The 15,678-nt window shown below is 74.3% G+C and carries 13 protein-coding genes; 7 read left to right on the top strand and 6 right to left on the bottom strand.

Annotation, left to right across the window (positions count from 1 at the left end):
- Window positions 1–25 precede the first annotated feature (25 nt).
- Complete coding sequence (locus ACFWEG_RS05155; protein WP_387209353.1) at window positions 26–208, bottom strand: hypothetical protein; 183 nt, start codon at window positions 206–208, stop codon at window positions 26–28.
- Between the two features lie 197 nt (window positions 209–405).
- On the opposite strand from ACFWEG_RS05155, the gene ACFWEG_RS05150 reads away from it, so the two are divergent.
- The 4 genes from ACFWEG_RS05150 (at window position 406) to ACFWEG_RS05135 (ending at window position 7,850) form a co-directional block, all read left to right on the top strand.
- Window positions 406–3,378 carry a DEAD/DEAH box helicase gene (locus ACFWEG_RS05150; RefSeq protein WP_387209384.1) on the top strand — a complete coding sequence of 991 codons (2,973 nt, stop codon included), beginning with the start codon at window positions 406–408 and terminating at the stop codon, window positions 3,376–3,378.
- A gap of 35 nt (window positions 3,379–3,413) precedes the next feature.
- Window positions 3,414–4,658, top strand: coding sequence for an SWF or SNF family helicase (locus ACFWEG_RS05145; protein WP_387209351.1), 1,245 nt, complete (start codon window positions 3,414–3,416; stop codon window positions 4,656–4,658).
- Window positions 4,659–4,777: 119 nt separating this feature from the next.
- The gene (gene xylB / locus ACFWEG_RS05140) at window positions 4,778–6,208 is read left to right on the top strand and encodes a xylulokinase (RefSeq protein WP_387209349.1); all 1,431 of its coding nucleotides are present in this window, start codon (window positions 4,778–4,780) and stop codon (window positions 6,206–6,208) included.
- A gap of 118 nt (window positions 6,209–6,326) precedes the next feature.
- A complete protein-coding gene (locus ACFWEG_RS05135; RefSeq protein WP_387209346.1) occupies window positions 6,327–7,850 on the top strand; it encodes an aldehyde dehydrogenase family protein in 1,524 nt (507 codons plus the stop codon).
- Between the two features lie 42 nt (window positions 7,851–7,892).
- On the opposite strand, the gene aroA is transcribed toward ACFWEG_RS05135, so the two are convergent.
- Window positions 7,893–9,155 (bottom strand): 3-phosphoshikimate 1-carboxyvinyltransferase, encoded by a 1,263-nt coding sequence (aroA, locus tag ACFWEG_RS05130; protein WP_387209343.1) that lies wholly within the window; start codon window positions 9,153–9,155, stop codon window positions 7,893–7,895.
- Window positions 9,156–9,305: 150 nt separating this feature from the next.
- On the opposite strand from aroA, the gene ACFWEG_RS05125 reads away from it, so the two are divergent.
- Window positions 9,306–10,115, top strand: a complete 810-nt coding sequence (locus ACFWEG_RS05125) for a TIGR02452 family protein (RefSeq protein WP_387209340.1) — start codon at window positions 9,306–9,308, stop codon at window positions 10,113–10,115.
- Between the two features lie 188 nt (window positions 10,116–10,303).
- Here ACFWEG_RS05125 and ACFWEG_RS05120 read toward each other — a convergent pair whose 3' ends face one another.
- Window positions 10,304–10,474 (bottom strand): hypothetical protein, encoded by a 171-nt coding sequence (locus ACFWEG_RS05120; protein WP_387209338.1) that lies wholly within the window; start codon window positions 10,472–10,474, stop codon window positions 10,304–10,306.
- Window positions 10,475–10,580: 106 nt separating this feature from the next.
- On the bottom strand, window positions 10,581–11,444 hold the full coding sequence (locus tag ACFWEG_RS05115) for an Fpg/Nei family DNA glycosylase (protein WP_387209336.1): 864 nt from the start codon (window positions 11,442–11,444) through the stop codon (window positions 10,581–10,583).
- 77 nt (window positions 11,445–11,521) lie between these two features.
- Here ACFWEG_RS05115 and ACFWEG_RS05110 point away from each other — a divergent pair, with 77 nt between their 5' ends.
- Complete coding sequence (locus tag ACFWEG_RS05110) at window positions 11,522–12,361, top strand: helix-turn-helix domain-containing protein (RefSeq protein ID WP_387209334.1); 840 nt, start codon at window positions 11,522–11,524, stop codon at window positions 12,359–12,361.
- Here ACFWEG_RS05110 and ACFWEG_RS05105 read toward each other — a convergent pair.
- Window positions 12,351–13,076 carry a phytanoyl-CoA dioxygenase family protein gene (locus ACFWEG_RS05105; protein WP_387209332.1) on the bottom strand — a complete coding sequence of 242 codons (726 nt, stop codon included), beginning with the start codon at window positions 13,074–13,076 and terminating at the stop codon, window positions 12,351–12,353. The genes ACFWEG_RS05110 and ACFWEG_RS05105 overlap by 11 nt on opposite strands.
- A gap of 300 nt (window positions 13,077–13,376) precedes the next feature.
- Window positions 13,377–14,444 carry a LacI family DNA-binding transcriptional regulator gene (locus tag ACFWEG_RS05100; protein ID WP_387209331.1) on the bottom strand — a complete coding sequence of 356 codons (1,068 nt, stop codon included), beginning with the start codon at window positions 14,442–14,444 and terminating at the stop codon, window positions 13,377–13,379.
- A 164-nt stretch (window positions 14,445–14,608) separates the two neighbouring features.
- Between ACFWEG_RS05100 and ACFWEG_RS05095 the strand changes: the two genes are divergently transcribed.
- Window positions 14,609–15,625: a hydroxyacid dehydrogenase gene (locus ACFWEG_RS05095; protein WP_387209329.1), complete on the top strand. Its 1,017-nt coding sequence runs from the start codon at window positions 14,609–14,611 to the stop codon at window positions 15,623–15,625.
- Window positions 15,626–15,678 lie beyond the last annotated feature (53 nt).

The following is a 15,678-nucleotide window of genomic DNA, read 5'->3' as shown; positions in this document are numbered from 1 at the left end:
CCCGCGGGTCAGCGCGGCCCGCGGGTCAGCGGCCGAGCTCCTTGCGGGAGACGCGGCGCAGGCGCTGACGCTGGCTCTTGTCGAGCATGAGGTAGGCGGCGGTGGGGACGCCGACCATGATCAGGAGTGTGATCCACCAGTTGGTCAGGAGGAGCAGCACGACCGCCGTGGCCGCGCCTCCAGCGACGATTTTCGTCTGCTTCGTCATGTCGGTCCCCTTCTCCGCGGCGCCGTGCCGCGCTGTTGTCTCCAGTAACGGGCGGGGGCGGCCCACGGTTCCAGGGCGTCGCCGCACGCCGTTCGCCGGGCGTGACGCGCGTCACGTGGTTTCCGTGGGCGGCCACAGCCGGACGTTTGGTACTCTCGGCCGCTCCGGCTCCACTAGTCAAGTTTGAGGAATACGCCATTCCCGTGCCGCCCGCGTTCCGCACCGCCTTCTCCGCCGATCCCTCCGTCCGCGCCGAACTCGCCCGCTTCGCCGCGGTGTTCCTCCCCGGGGACCCCGCCCGGGCGGGGCGCGTCGCCTTCTGGCACCCCGACGGGGAGCACCCCCCGGCGGGACTCGGGCCGGTCGAGGAGCTGACGGTCGCCCTGCCCGAGGACGGCGAGGTCGGGCTGTACCTCGTGCCGGCCGCGGTGCTCACGGTCGCCGACGCGCTGCCGCTGCTCACCCGTGCGCGGCGGGTGCCGGGGGCCGATCCGGCGCTCGCGTTCTGGGGCGCCGCGACGCTGCTGGCGCTGGGGTTCGCCGCGCGGGGTCTGCTGCTCCCGGGCCTCTCCCCCGCCGGCCACGACTCCTGGCGGGCGGGGCCGCTCGCGCCGGAGGACGCGGCGCGGGTCCGCGAACTCGCCGCGTCGATGCCGCCGACCGCGCACGCGGTGCCGGTGGACGAGGAGGAACTGCTGCTGCCGGAGCCGGAGCGGCTCCTCGGCGCGTTCCTCGACGCCGTCGCCGACACCCTGCCCCGCTCCCCCGGCGCCCCGCTCGCCGCGGACGCGCCGGTGTTCGCGGACCGCGCCCCGCACCGGGCGCCCGAGCTGCGGACGTGGGCGGCGGACGTCGCGGCGGGGCACGACGCGGGGGTGCGGATCTCGCTGCGGGTGGAGGTGACGGGGCTGGGCGGGGCCGACGGCTTCGGTCCGGACGAGGGCGGGGCCTGCGGAGAAGACTCGAGCGAGGTCGGGGCCGGCGGGGAAAGTCCGGACGGTGGCTGCGGCTCCCCCGCGTTCCGCGCCGTCCTCCAGCTGCACAGCGTCGCCGACCCCGGGCTCGTGGCCGATGCCGCCGAGGTGTGGTCGGGCGCGGCGGCGGGGTTCGGGCCGCGGGCCCGGATGGACGCGCTGCTGGCCCTGCGGCGCGCGGCGCGGGCCTGGGCGCCGCTGGCCCCGCTGCTCTCGGCCGCGGTGCCGGACGCGATCCCGCTGGAGAACGAGGAGATCGCCGAGCTGCTCGGGGAGGCGTCACGGGAGCTGGCCGCGGTCGGCACCCGGGTGCACTGGCCCAAGGAGCTGGCCCGGAAGCTGACCGCCCGGGCGGTCGTGGGGCCGCCGGCCGGGTCGGCCACGAAGATTTTGGGGGCCTCGGGGAACTCGGGGGCCGACCCCCGGGCGTCGGAGCTGCCCTCGCTCCTCTCCGCGGACGCGCTGCTCGCCTTCAACTGGACGTTCGCGCTGGGGGACGTGGAGCTGTCGCGGGCCGAGCTCGACCGGCTGGCCGAGGCGAACCGCCCCATGGTGCGGCTGCGCGACCAGTGGGTGCTCGTCGACCCGGCCGAGGTCCACCGGGCGCGGGAGCAGCAGGACCGCAAGGTGATCCCGGTGGACGCACTGGGCGCGGCGCTCACCGGGTCCGCCGAGGTCGGCGGGCGCCGGGTGGAGGTGCGGGCGAGCGGCTGGCTGGCGGCGCTGCGGGACCGGATCGCGGATCCCGAGGGGCAGGTGGAGATCGCGCAACCGGCCGCTCTGGCAGCCGAGTTGCGTGACTACCAGCTGCGCGGGCTGAACTGGCTGGCGCGGATGACGTCGCTCGGCCTCGGCGGCTGCCTCGCCGACGACATGGGGCTCGGCAAGACGATCACCCTGATCTCCCTGCACCTGCACCGTCAGACCGAACCGGCCTTTGAAGGGCCGACGTTGGTGGTCTGCCCGACCTCGCTGATGGGCAACTGGCAGCGCGAGATCGAGAAGTTCGCGCCGGGCACCCCCGTCCGACGCTTCCACGGGTCCGCGCGCACGCTGGACGGGCTCGCGGACGGCGAGTTCGTCCTGACCACGTACGGCACCATGCGGCTGGACGCGGCGGCGCTGGGCGGGACGTCGTGGGGCATGGTCGTCGCGGACGAGGCGCAGCACGTGAAGAACCCGCACGCGGCGACCTCGCGGCAGCTGCGGACCATCGGCGCGAAGGCACGGGTGGCGCTGACCGGCACCCCGGTGGAGAACAACCTCTCCGAGCTGTGGGCGATCCTCGACTGGACCACCCCCGGCCTCCTCGGCCGGCTCGGGACGTTCCGCAGCCGCCACGCGGCGGCCGTGGAGAGCGGCCACGACCCCGCCGCGGCCGAGCGGCTGGCCCGGCTCGTGCGGCCGTTCCTGCTGCGGCGACGCAAGTCCGACCCGGGGATCGCGCCGGAGCTGCCGCCGAAGACGGAGACCGACCGGGCGGTGTCGCTCACCCCCGAGCAGGCGGGTCTCTACGAGGCGGTGGTGCGCGAGACGCTCGCCGCGATCGCCGCCGCGGACGGGATGGAGCGGCGCGGGCTCGTCGTGAAGCTGCTGACCGGGCTGAAGCAGATCTGCAACCATCCGGCGCAGTACCTGAAGGAGGAGCAGCCGCGGCTGACCGGGCGGTCGGGGAAGCTGGAGCTGCTCGACGAGCTGCTCGACACGATCCTCGCGGAGGGCGCGAGCACGCTGGTGTTCACGCAGTACGTGCGGATGGCCCGGCTGATCGAGGAGCACCTGGCGGCGCGGGGGGTGGCCACGCAGTTCCTGCACGGGGGGACGCCGGTGGCCGCCCGGGAGGCGATGGTCGAGCGGTTCCAGGACGGGTCGGTGCCGGTGTTCCTGCTCTCGCTGAAGGCGGCGGGGACGGGGCTGAACCTGACCCGGGCGGAGCACGTCGTGCACTTCGACCGGTGGTGGAACCCGGCGGTCGAGGCGCAGGCCACCGACCGGGCGTACCGCATCGGGCAGACCCGGCCGGTGCAGGTGCACCGGCTGATCGCGGAGGGGACGATCGAGGACCGGATCGCGGCCATGCTGGAACGGAAGCAGGGGCTCGCGGACGCGGTGCTCGGGGCGGGCGAGAGCGCGCTGACCGAGCTGAGCGACGCGGAGCTGGCGGAGCTGGTCGAGCTGCGCGGAGGTGACCGGTGAACTTCGCAACGCATGACGGATCGGAGGGGGCGGGCATGGACGGTACGGACGAGGTGCGCACCTTCGCCGCGCTGCCGCCCGCGCGCGGGCGCGGCTTCGCGCAGACCTGGTGGGGCCAGGCGTGGCTGAAGGCGCTGGAGGACACCGCGCTCGACAACGAGCAGCTGAAACGGGGCCGGCGGGCGGCCCGCGAGGGCGCGGTGGGCGCGGTCTCCGTGCAGGCGGGGCGGATCACCGCGGTGGTGCACGACCGGGACCGTACGGCGCACCGCTCGGACGTGCTCCTGACCCGGCTGTCGGACGCGGAGTGGGACCGGCTGCTCACGATGGCCGTGGAGCGGTCCGGGCACATCGCGGCGCTCCTGGACCGGGAGATGCCGCCGCACCTGGTGGAGGACGCCGCCGGTGCGGGGGTCGAACTCCTGCCGGGCATCGGCGACTTGGAGCCGCGGTGCGACTGCGGGTCATGGGACCACTGCATGCACACCACGGCGCTCTGCTATCAGGTGGCGCGGCTCCTGGACCAGGACCCGTTCGTGCTCATGCTGATGCGCGGGCGGCCCGAGCGGCTGTTCCTCGACGAATTGCAGGCGCGGGGCAGTGCGGCGGCGGAACCCGCGGAGGAGCCGCCGGCCGGTGTCCCGGCCGCCGAAGCGTACGCGGACGGCGGCATCCTGCCCCCGCTGCCCGCGCTCCCCGAGCTGACGGATGCGCCCGGGCGGCCGCCGTCCCTCGACACCGGCGCGGAGCCGCCGGCGGGGGTCGACGTCACCGCTCTGGAGTTCCTCGCGGCGGACGCGGCGGCCCGCGCGCACGTGCTGCTGGCCGAGGCACTGCGGGACGGCCACGAACAGCAGCCGATGGTCGGCGAGTTGACGCCGCAGGAGGACGCCGTACGGATGGCCGCCGCGTCCCCCGACGCCTCCGTCGTGGGTCGGCTCGCGGCCGGGTCCGCCCGGACCCGCGACGGTCTCGTCCGGGCGGTGCGGGCGTGGACGTACGGCGGGGCGGCCGGCCTGCGCGTCCTGGAGGAGGAGTGGACGCCCGACGGCGAGTCCCTCGTCCGGGCGGCGGCGTCGCTCGACGCGGCCTGGGAGGACGGCGAGCGCCCGCACCTGGTCGCGGCCGGCAACCGGTGGACGGCGGGCGACGGCCAGCTGCGCTACGGGCGCGACGGCCGCTGGTGGCCGTACCGGCAGGAGAGCGGCCACTGGGTGCCGGCGGGCGGGGGCGGCACGGACCCGGCGGCGGTGCTGGCGGGGCTCGACGAGGCGGAGTAGGGCGCGCCGGCGCCGCGGCACATCCGGGGAGCGGGGTGCGCGGGTATTTCGTCAGGGGTGTTTACAAATTAGGATGCGCAGCGATCGCAGGTCGGGCCGGAGCAGGAGGAGACCCGAAGATGGCCGTTGGTGAGGGTCCGTTCGTCGTGGGGGTGGACTCGTCGACGCAGTCCACGAAGGCGCTCGTGGTGGACGTGGCGACGGGTGAGGTGGTGGCGAGCGGGCAGGCGGCGCACCGCGTGTCCGGGAACGGCGGGGCGCGCGAGAGCGATCCGGAGCAGTGGTGGGCGGCGCTGGTCGAGGCGCTGGAGAAGTGCGGCCCGGTGGTGGAGCGGGCGGGCGCGGTGTCGGTGGGCGGGCAGCAGCACGGGCTCGTGACCCTGGACGCGGTGGGGCTGCCGGTGCGGCCCGCGCTGCTGTGGAACGACACGCGGTCGGCCCCGCAGGCGGCGCGGCTGGTCGAGGCGCTCGGCGGGCCGAAGGCCTGGGCGGAGCGGGTGGGCAGTGTGCCCGGGGCCTCGTTCACGGCGGCGAAGTGGGCGTGGCTCGCCGAGCACGAACCCGAGGCCGTCGCCGCCACCGCGGCCGTACGCCTCCCCCACGACTACCTGACCGGGCGGCTGACCGGGCGCGGCACGACGGACCGCGGGGACGCGTCCGGCACCGGCTGGTGGGCGGCGGCGGACGAGGCGTACGACGACGGGATCCTCGGGCTGGTCGGGCTCGACCGGGCGCTGCTGCCCGAGGTGGTCGGGCCCGGCGACGCGGCCGGCACCGTGCGCGGCGGGCTGCCGCTCGCCGAGGGCACGCTCGTCGCGGCCGGGACCGGCGACAACGCGGCGGCCGCGCTCGGGCTCGGACTGCGGCCCGGCGAGCCGGTCCTCAGCCTCGGCACGTCCGGCACGGTGTACGCGGTCGCGCGCTCCCGGTCCGCCGATCCGACGGGCACGGTGGCGGGATTCGCGGACGCGCGCGGGGAGTGGCTGCCGCTCGCCTGCACCCTGAACTGCACCCTCGCCGTCGACCGGATCGCCGGCCTGCTCGGGCGCGAGCGCGAGGACGTCGAGGCGGGCGGATCGGTGACCGTCCTGCCGTTCCTCGACGGCGAGCGGACGCCGAACCTGCCGTCCGCGTCGGGCCTTCTTCACGGACTGCGGCACGACACCACCGGTGGCCAGGTCCTCCAGGCCGCGTACGACGGCGCGGTGTACGCGCTGCTCGACGCGCTGGACCGGGTCCTGGCCGTCGACGGCGACGCGCCGGACGACACGCCGCTGTTGCTGATCGGCGGCGGGGCGCGCGGCACCGCCTGGCGGCAGACCGTGCGGCGGCTCAGCGGGCGGCCGGTGCGGGTGCCGCGGGCGGGCGAGCTGGTCGCGCTCGGCGCGGCCGCGCAGGCCGCGGCGCTGGTGACGGGGGCGGACGCGGCGGAGATCGCCCGCCGGTGGGGCACGGCGGACGGGCCGGTCCTCGACGCGGTGGAGCGCGACGAGGAGGCGTTGGCGCGGATCGGGGCAGTGCTCGGGGGCGCAGGGCCGCTGCTGAGCTGACGACCCGTCAACTCTGCCTCGTGTGCGACCGGTTGCCGGGACCTCCCGGCGGGGTGAGGATGGGGCCGAGCGCCGTCCAACGGCGGGCGGTGCCACCCCGCACGGGAGGCCAGCAGCGATGACCCGTTACACGGCACCTGGTTCGGACGGCGCGATCGTGGACTTCGCGTCGCGGTACGACCACTTCATCGGCGGTGCGTACGTCCCGCCCGCCCGCGGGGAGTACTTCGAGAACCCGAGCCCGGTCGACGGGCGCCCGTTCACCGAGATCGCGCGGGGCACCGCCGAGGACGTCGAGAAGGCCCTGGACGCCGCGCACGCGGCCGCGCCGGGCTGGGCGGCGACCTCGCCGACCGACCGGGCCAACATCCTGCTGCGCATCGCGGACCGGATGGAGCAGAACCTGGAGAAGCTCGCGGTCGCGGAGACGTGGGAGAACGGCAAGCCGGTCCGCGAGACGCTCGCCGCGGACATCCCGCTGGCGATCGACCACTTCCGGTACTTCGCCGGGGCGGTCCGCGCGCAGGAGGGCACGCTCAGCGAGGTCGACGAGGACACCGTCGCCTACCACTTCCACGAACCGCTGGGCGTGGTCGCGCAGATCATCCCGTGGAACTTCCCGATCCTGATGGCCGTGTGGAAGCTCGCGCCGGCGCTCGCCGCGGGCAACGCGGTCGTCCTGAAGCCGGCCGAGCAGACGCCGGCGTCCATCCACTACCTGCTGTCCCTGGTCTCCGACCTGATCCCGCCGGGTGTGGTCAACGTCGTCAACGGCTTCGGCGCGGAGGCCGGCAAGCCGCTCGCCTCCAGCCCGCGGGTCGCGAAGGTCGCCTTCACCGGGGAGACGACGACGGGGCGGCTGATCATGCAGTACGCCTCGGAGAACATCAAGCCGGTCACCCTGGAGCTGGGCGGCAAGTCCCCGAACATCTTCTTCGACGACGTCTGGGCGCGGGACGACGACTTCCGCGACAAGGCGCTGGAGGGCTTCACGATGTTCGCCCTCAACCAGGGCGAGGTGTGCACCTGTCCGTCGCGGGCGCTGATCCAGCGCGGGCACTACAGCGAGTTCCTCGAAGCCGCGGTCGCCCGCACCGAGGCCATCGTGGCCGGCCACCCGCTCGACACCGACACGATGATCGGCGCGCAGGCCTCCAACGACCAGCTCCAGAAGATCCTCTCCTACCTCGACATCGGCCAGCAGGAGGGCGCGAAGATCCTGACCGGCGGTCAGCGGATCGAGTACGACGGGGACCTCGCGGGCGGGTACTACGTCCAGCCCACGATCTTCGAGGGCGACAACCGGATGCGGATCTTCCAGGAGGAGATCTTCGGGCCCGTCGTCTCCGTGACCTCCTTCAACGACTTCGACGACGCGATCTCGGTCGCCAACGACTCCCTCTACGGCCTCGGCGCGGGCGTCTGGACCCGCGACATCACCACCGCGTACCGCGCCGGCCGCGCGATCCAGGCGGGCCGCGTCTGGACGAACTGCTACCACGCCTACCCGGCGCACGCCGCGTTCGGCGGGTACAAGCAGTCCGGGATCGGGCGCGAGAACCACAAGATGATGCTGGACCACTACCAGCAGACGAAGAACCTGCTGGTGTCGTACTCGGCGAAGAAGCTCGGCTTCTTCTAGGGGTGCGAGGGGGTCGCCCGGAGGCTGCGGGCGACCCCGGGCTCACCTGTGCGCGTCCGCTGCCCCGCGGTCCGCGTGCAGGGCCGCGAAGGCCTCGTGGAAGGCGGGGAACGTCTTCCGTACGCAGCCGGGGTCGTCGAAGGTGATACCCGGCGCGCGCAGGGAGGCGACGGCGAACGACATCGCGATGCGGTGGTCGTGACGGGTGCGGACACGGGCCGGTCGGGCGGCGGCCGGAGTGATCTCGATCCAGTCCGCTCCGGTCGCGACGGGCACGCCCATCTCCCGCAGGTTCTCGGCACAGGCCTCCAGCCGGTCGCATTCCTTGACCCGAGTGTTGGCGACGTCCTCGATCCGGACCGGTCCGTCGGCGAAGGGGGCGAGGGCCGCCGGCGTGGGCATCGTGTCGGAGATGTCCCGCATGTTGACGGTGATTCCGCGCAGTCGCCCCGTGCCCGAGACGGTGGTTGACGCCTCTCCGATGCGCACCTCCGCCCCCATCCCTTCGAGCACCTCGACGAATCGGAGATCGCCCTGGAGCGCGTCCCGGCCCAGGCCGGGGACCGTGACCTCGCGCCCCGTGAGCGCCGCGGCGGCGAAGAAGTAACTGGCGGTGGAGGCGTCGGGCTCGATCGCGTACTCGGTGGCCCGGTAGCCGCCGGGCCGGACGTGGAAGACCTCGCCGTCGGGCGACGGCGTGCGGTCCACCGTCGCCCCGAAGGCCGCCATCATGGCCAGTGTGATCTCGACGTAGGGAGCCGAGACCAGGCGGGTGACGCTGATCCGCAGCCCCTCGCGGGTGAGCGGACCGAGCATCAGCAGCGCGGTCAGGTACTGCGACGACTCGCCTGCGTCCAGGGCGATCTCGCCGCCTCGGACTCCGTCGGCGGCGACGGTCAGCGGATGGTGGCCCTCGGCCAGGACGTGGCGGACGTCGACGCCGAGCGCGCGCAGGGCACCGGTCAGCGGGGCGACGGGACGGCGGCGCATCTGGGCGGAGGCGTCGAAGCGGTAGGTGCCGTGCCCCGCCGCGACCAGGGTGGGCAGGAACCGCGCGGTGGTGGCCCCGTCACGACAGAAGACGTCGGCCTCCGGCCGCGGCGGGCCGGCCGGGCGCCCCTCGACGAGCCACCGCTCCGCCTCGCGCTCGACGCGGTAGCCGAGAGCGCCGAGGCCTTCCGCGAAGCCCTCGGTGTCGTCCGAGCTCAGGGGGCGCAGCAGGGCGGAGGTCCCCTCGGCCGCGGCGGCCAGGAACAGGGCCCTGGCGGTGAGCGACTTGGAACCGGGGATGTCGACGATCGTCACGGCGGGCGCTCCGGTGCGGGTGTCGTGGGGAACGGTTCGCGCCCGGATCCTGCCATGTCCGGACCAGGCCTCGCCCCGTGGTCTCACCCGGTGGACGGGCGGAGTAAAAAATAGTCATGCTGACCATAACTACTGGCTAGCATCGCGTCCATGAGTAACCGTCTGAGGAATATCGCCGGTGAGAACGAGCGGGTTGCGGCTGACGGCGTGTACACCGGTGGCGCCGGCGCGTCGGTCTCCGTTGCCGCGGAGCTTGCCGCCGCGCGCGCGGGGACGGTGTCCTACTCGCCGGCCTTTGCGCCCGGGCTCACCGGGGCCTTCGCCGGAGGGGTCGAGGTGACCGACGAGGACAGCATCGGCGCCGCCCGGCGGCTGACCGGGGAGGGGGTGGAGCATCTGGGCGTCCTCAACTTCGCGTCGGCCCGGAACCCGGGCGGCGGGTACCTGCGAGGAGCGAAGGCGCAGGAGGAGGCGCTGTGCCGGGCCGCTCTGCTCTACCCGTGCCTGCTCGAGGCCCCCGATTACTACGCGGCCCACCGGGCGTCCACCGACCTCCGCTACAGCCACCGGGTGGTCTACTCCCCGCACGTGCCGGTGATCCGGGACGGGTCCCACGCCCTGCTGGACCGTCCGTACCCGATCTCCTTTTTGACGTCCCCCGCCCCCAACGCCGGTCAGCTGGCCCGGCGTTCGCCGGACGGGAAGGTCGACGTCAGGGGTGTCCTCGCCGAACGCGCCCGCCGGGTGCTCGGCGTGGCCGCCCGCCACGGGGTGCGCGAACTCGTGCTGGGGGCCTGGGGTTGCGGTGTGTTCCGGAATGATCCCGCCGAGGTGGCGGACGCGTTCGCCGAGGCGCTCGCCACCCACGGCGCCCCGTTCCTCCGCGTGACCTTCGCCGTCTGGGACCGCACGCCCGCCTCCCCCAACCGCGCCGCCTTCCGGGCCAGGTTCGCCCACTGACGACGCGCAGCCGAAAGCCAGCGGGGTTGGGCGGTCCGGGTGAGGGTCCCAAGCCGCTCACCGACCGGGCGGAAGACCGGCCTGGTCGCCGCCACCATCGCGATCACCGGGCTGTCCGTGACCGTGTGGGCGCACCACATGTTCGCCACCGGCGCGGTGCTGCTGCCGTTCTTCTCGCACCGGCCACGTCAGTCGTCGGGTGCGTCCGGCTCGGGGAGGACCTGCCACGCCTGCACGGCGAGCAGGGCGACCTCGTCCTGGGGCGTGCCCTGCTCCACCTCGACCGAGACGACGAGGCCGTCCGGCAGCAGGGCGACGCGCGTCTCGCTCGCGGGCTCTTCGTTCCACTCGTCCGGCATCGCGCACCTTCCCTTCCCGGCCCGACGGCCGCGGAGCGTTCCGAGTGCCCCGGACGCGGCATCCCATGCGGCACGCGGCGGAGTGACGGACTGCGCGGCCCGGCCGTCACTTGAGGAAGCGGGAGGTCCTGCGGTCCGCGAGGGGTTTGCCGGCGGTCTGGCAGGTGGGGCAGTACTGGAGGGAGGAGTCGGCGAAGGAGACCTCGCGGACGGTGTCGCCGCAGACCGGGCACGGCTCACCGGTGCGGCCGTGGACGCGCAGGCCGCTCTTCTTCTCGGCCTTGAGGCGGCCGGCGGCGACGCCGCGGGAGCGTTCGACCGCCTGAGTGAGGGTGTCGCGCAGGGCGGTGAAGAGGCGGCTCGTCTCCTCCGGGGTGAGGGAGGCGGCGAGCTTGAAGGGGGACATCCTCGCCGCATGCAGGATCTCGTCGCTGTAGGCGTTGCCGACACCGGCGACGAGGCTCTGGTCGCGCAGCGCGCCCTTGAGCTGACGGCGTTCGCCGGCGAGGAGGCCGGCGAACCGCTGCTCGTCGAAGTCGTCGGCGAGCGGGTCCGGGCCGAGCCGGGCGACTCCGGGCACGTCCCCGGCGTCCCGCACCACGTACACCGCGAGCCGCTTCTGGGTGCCGGCCTCCGTCAGGTCGAAGCCGGCGCCGGTCTCCAGCGCGACGCGCAGCGCGAGGGGGCCCTTGCCGGGGCGGGGCGGGCCGTCGGGGAGGCGGTCCTTCCAGTGCAGCCAGCCCGCGCGGGCCAGGTGCGTCACGAGGTGCGGGCCGTCCGCGGTCTCCAGGTCGAGGAACTTGCCGTGGCGGTGCACGGCGGTGACCTCGTGGCCCTCCAGCGCGGACAGCGGCGGGTCGTACGTCTTCAGCACACTGATCGCGACGGGCAGCACCCGTACGATCTCGTGGCCGACGAGGTGCTCGGTGAGGAAGTCCTTGAGCGCCTCGACCTCGGGGAGTTCCGGCATGGGACCAGGGTGCCACGTGGACTCGGCGGCGGCAGGCCGTGAGAATGGGGACCAGGGGAAGGGGGGGTGGGGTCGCGATGGAGTCCGAGGTGGCGGGGCACCTGCCCCCGCGGCTGACGGGGCACGGGTTCCGGCGGCCGGGGGACGTGGTGGCCGTGCGGCAGACGCTGACCCGGCCGTACCGGCCGCACTGGCACGACTTCCACGAGATGGTGCTGGTGACCGGCGGCAGCGGGGTCCACCGCGTGGACGGGGTCGCGTACGCGGTGGGTACGGGCGACGTGCTGGTGGTCCCGCCGAGTTCCCTGCACGCGGTCGCGCCCGGGCCGGGAGGCCGGCTGGAGCTGGTCGACGTGACGCTCGACGTGCACGGGCTGCCGCCGGAGGTGCCGTCGCTGCTGGCCGGGCTCTCGACGGACACGGGCCCGCTGCGGACGGGTGCGGACGACCCGGTGCGGCGCCTGTTCGACGAGCTCGCGGGCGAGTCCGAGAGCGGCCGCGCGCACCGCAGGCTCGTCTGCGACGCCCTGGTCACCCAGCTGATCGCGTCCCTCGCGCGGGACCACCGGGCCCGGCCGGCGGCCGACCGCGGGCCCGTGCCGGCGTGGCTGCCGCGGCTGCTCGACCACATGGAGCGCCACTACGCGCGGCCGCTCGGCACGGACGACCTCGCCGCGGTGGCGCACCTGTCGGCGGCGCACCTGCGCGAGCGGTTCCGGCAGGAGACCGGGGAGACACTGTCCGGGCACCTGCAGCAGGTGCGCCTGCGGGCGGCGAAGGCCCTGCTGGCGACGACGGACCTGCCCGTCGCCGAGGTCCGCCGGGCGAGCGGCTTCGGCGACGCCTCGCACTTCGCGCGCGCCTTCCGGGCGGCGGTCGGCTGCTCGCCGACCGCCTACCGCAGCGCTACGCGTTGACGAAGTTGTTGCCGCCGTCGCGGTCGACGCCCCGCACCAGCCAGACGGGGCCGTCCTTCAGGACCCGCGCGGAGGTGTCGAAGTACCGCATCGTGTAGCCGGCCCGGCGCCGGCTGCTGGTGTTGGCGTCGGCGCCGTGGATGATCCGGCTGTCGTGCAACGACGCCTGGCCGCGCCGGAGTTCGAGGTAGACCGCGGTGCTGTCGTCCACCTGGCTGATCTCCTCGCCGAAGGTGTACGCCTCGCCGTCCGCAAGGGCGCGGTAGGCGGAGAAGCCGTTGTGCTGGGTGCCGGGGATGACGGCCATGCAGCCGTTCTCGCGGTCCACGTCGTCCAGCGCCAGCCAGACGGTGACGATGCGGTCGAACGCGTTGAACTCGGCGTTCCAGAAGGCGGAGTCCTCGTGCCAGGGGGTGGGGCGGCCGGTCAGCGGCTCCTTGGCGATGAAGTGGCTGGAGAACAGTCCGATGTCGGAGCCGATCAGCGGTTCGACGAGGTCGGCGACCTCCGGGGCCAGCAGGAACTCCAGGAGGCGCTCGTCCTCCAAGTGCGGCTTGTCCAGCTCGTCGGTGCGCTTGGCGCCCGCGCCGGCGACGTGCTCCTCGAAGATCGCCGCGAGCCGCTCGAAGCGCTCGGGGGCGAAGACCTGCTGGGTGAAGCGGTGGTAGCCGTCGTGCCGGTAGGCGGCGACGTCGTTCTCGGTCAGGCGGCTCATGGTCCTGGTCTCCTCGGGGTGATCGGTGGTCGGTGACCCGATGACCCGAAGGCTGCCGCCCGCGGCGGACGCGCGGTGTGCGCGGATGCGGCACGTGGTGTGCGTGGACGAGGACACCGTCGGCCGGGCCGGGCTCCGCGGCCGTGGGGCCCGCGGCCTCCACCCCGGGAAGCCCGGGGCCGCCGCTGTCGGTGGCGCGCCCGACCGGCAGGGGGGTGCCGACCGACGCGCACGACGGGCCGACCGGGACCTTCGCCGGGCTGGCCGGCCGAAGCGGCCGAGCCGACCGCACACCCGCCCTCACCAGAGGCTGCGCACCGACTCCCGGATGACGAGGTGGGTGCCGAAGACGGCCGTCTCCCGCCCCGAGCCCGGCTCGGCGGGGGCGAGCACGAGCCGCGCGGCGGCGCGGCCGAGCTCGTCGAACGGCAGGTGGACGGTGGTGAGCGGCGGCCAGGTCTCCTGCGACACGTCGAGGTCGTCGTAGCCGATGACGGAGACGTCGCCGGGGACGGAGAGGCCGGCCTCGCGGAGCGCGGCGAGGCAGCCGGCGGCCATGTAGTCGTTCTCGGCGAAGATCGCCGTCATGCCGGCCTCCTCCGCGAGGAGTTCTCTGGTGCGCTGGTAGCCGGTGGCCCGGCTGCGTTCGCCGGTCTTGACGAGCCGCTCGTCGACGGGGACGCCGAAGGAGGCGAGGGCGGCGTCGTGGCCGGCCGCCCGGCCCTCGCTGGTGGAGAAACCCCGCGGCCCGCGGAGGAAGGCGATCCGGCGGTGGCCGCGCGAGAGCAGGTGGCCGACGGCGGAGGCCGCGCCGCCGGCGCGGTCGTAGTCGACGACCGTGATCGGCGAGTCGTCGTCGAGGCCGGGGCGGCCGCAGAAGACGAGCGGGAGGCCGCGGTCGGCGAAGCGCCGGGCCATGGCGGCCATGCCGGCCCGGTAGGCGGGGGTGTCGTAGGCGCCGCCGGCGACGACGACGCCCTCGATGGCCGGGTCGCCGACGAGGTTGTCGAGCATGGCCAGTTCGGTCTCGGCGGAGTAGCCGGTCGACCCGACGAGGCAGAAGTGCCCGGCGCCCGCGGCCACCTGCTCGATGCCGGAGACGATCTCGACGAGGAACTCCTGCCGGATGTCGTGGGCGACGACGGCGACCGTGGGGAACCGCCGCTCCGCGTCGCCGGCCCGGCGGCCGCGCGCGTAGCCGAGGTCGGTCGCGGCCTCGACCACCCGGGCCTTGGTCTTCTCCGCGACCGGATACGTCCCGGCGAGGGCGCGCGAGGCGGTCGCCAGGGAGACCCCGGCCCGCTCGGCGACCTCACTCAGTGTGGCCCTGCGTGCAGCGTCCTGACCGTCCGATGCGGGGTTCGTCATGAAAAGTTTTCTATCAGACGCCCTGATGACCTCTCAACTCCGTTGCGGAACTGCTGGCGAAGCAGGCCCTGCACAACCCTTGACACCCCAAAACCGGCGGTCCTACGTTACACGCCAGTCAGCAAGTTTTCTTTCTTAGATAGAAAGTTTTTCTATCCATGGTGATGCAGTCCACGTCGGAACCCAGCCCCGCCGTCGCGGTGACGCACCGTGCGGTCGTCTGCATGGACCGGCGACTCAAGCCGGCCGTCTTCCCCGAGCCCGTACGGGCCCGCATCGCCGCGGCGGCCCCGCTCGTCGACCTCGACGACCTGGCCGGCTCGCCCGAACTGGCCGAGGCCACGGTGCTCTTCACCAGCTGGGGCGCACCGCTGATCGACGCCGCCGTCCTCGACCGGGCCCCGAACCTGCGCGCCGTGCTGCACGCGGCGGGGTCGGTGAAGGACGTCGTCGGCCCGGACGTCTTCGACCGCGGACTGCTCGTCTCCTCGGCGGCCGGGGAGATGGCGGACCCGGTCGCCGCGGTCGCCTACGCGTTCATCATCCTGGCGGCGAAGAAGTCGCTGACGCTCTCGCAGAACTACCGCGAGGGGACGGTGGCGGCCCGGCACGACCGCCCGGACATCGGCTTCGGTGACAAGACCATCGGCGTCGTCGGCGCCTCGCGGATCGGGCAGGCCCTGATCCGCCGGCTGCGCGCGGACGGCCGGCGGGTCGTGCTGTACGACCCGTACTGCACGCCCGCCGTGGCCGCGGAGCTCGGGGTGGAGCTGACCGACCTGGACTCGCTCTGCGCACGCTCGGACATCCTGTCGCTGCACGCGCCGATCCTGCCCTCGACCGTCCACATGATCGACGCCGCCCGGCTGCGGCTGCTGCCCGACGGGGCCGCCGTCGTCAACACCGCCCGGGGCCGGCTCGTCGACACCGAGGCGCTGCTCGCCGAGTGCGCGAGCGGGCGTCTGGAGGCGTACCTGGACGTCACCGATCCCGAGCCGCTGCCGCCGGAGCACGGCCTGCACCACCTGCCCAACGTGTTCCTGACCCCGCACATGGCCGGCACCGAGGGCGCCGACCTCGACCTGATGGGCCGCTTCGCCGCGGAGGAACTGCACCGGCTCGTCGCCGGAGAGCCGCTGCGCGGCCAGGTCCACGCCGACCGGCTCCCCCGGCTCGCCTGAGCCCGCCCGCCCCACCTCCCCCCTCCCGCCCGCTCTCCCCCGGTGCGTCCCCG

The sequence above is a fragment of the Streptomyces sp. NPDC060194 genome (assembly GCF_042728285.1).
Taxonomy (GTDB): domain Bacteria; phylum Actinomycetota; class Actinomycetes; order Streptomycetales; family Streptomycetaceae; genus Streptomyces.
Note: the sequence above shows the minus strand (reverse complement) of the source record. Positions and strands in the feature narration are given on the sequence as shown.

Excerpts from the sequence above, each read along its gene's own strand:
- ACFWEG_RS05155 (WP_387209353.1), bottom strand. The coding sequence starts at position 208 with ATGACGAAGCAGACGAAAATCGTCGCTGGAGGCGCGGCCACGGCGGTC.
- ACFWEG_RS05145 (WP_387209351.1), top strand. The coding sequence starts at position 3,414 with ATGGACGGTACGGACGAGGTGCGCACCTTCGCCGCGCTGCCGCCCGCG.
- xylB (WP_387209349.1), top strand. The coding sequence starts at position 4,778 with ATGGCCGTTGGTGAGGGTCCGTTCGTCGTGGGGGTGGACTCGTCGACG.
- ACFWEG_RS05135 (WP_387209346.1), top strand. The coding sequence starts at position 6,327 with ATGACCCGTTACACGGCACCTGGTTCGGACGGCGCGATCGTGGACTTC.
- ACFWEG_RS05125 (WP_387209340.1), top strand. The coding sequence starts at position 9,306 with ATGAGTAACCGTCTGAGGAATATCGCCGGTGAGAACGAGCGGGTTGCG.
- ACFWEG_RS05120 (WP_387209338.1), bottom strand. The coding sequence starts at position 10,474 with ATGCCGGACGAGTGGAACGAAGAGCCCGCGAGCGAGACGCGCGTCGCC.
- ACFWEG_RS05115 (WP_387209336.1), bottom strand. The coding sequence starts at position 11,444 with ATGCCGGAACTCCCCGAGGTCGAGGCGCTCAAGGACTTCCTCACCGAG.
- ACFWEG_RS05110 (WP_387209334.1), top strand. The coding sequence starts at position 11,522 with ATGGAGTCCGAGGTGGCGGGGCACCTGCCCCCGCGGCTGACGGGGCAC.
- ACFWEG_RS05105 (WP_387209332.1), bottom strand. The coding sequence starts at position 13,076 with ATGAGCCGCCTGACCGAGAACGACGTCGCCGCCTACCGGCACGACGGC.
- ACFWEG_RS05100 (WP_387209331.1), bottom strand. The coding sequence starts at position 14,444 with ATGACGAACCCCGCATCGGACGGTCAGGACGCTGCACGCAGGGCCACA.
- ACFWEG_RS05095 (WP_387209329.1), top strand. The coding sequence starts at position 14,609 with ATGCAGTCCACGTCGGAACCCAGCCCCGCCGTCGCGGTGACGCACCGT.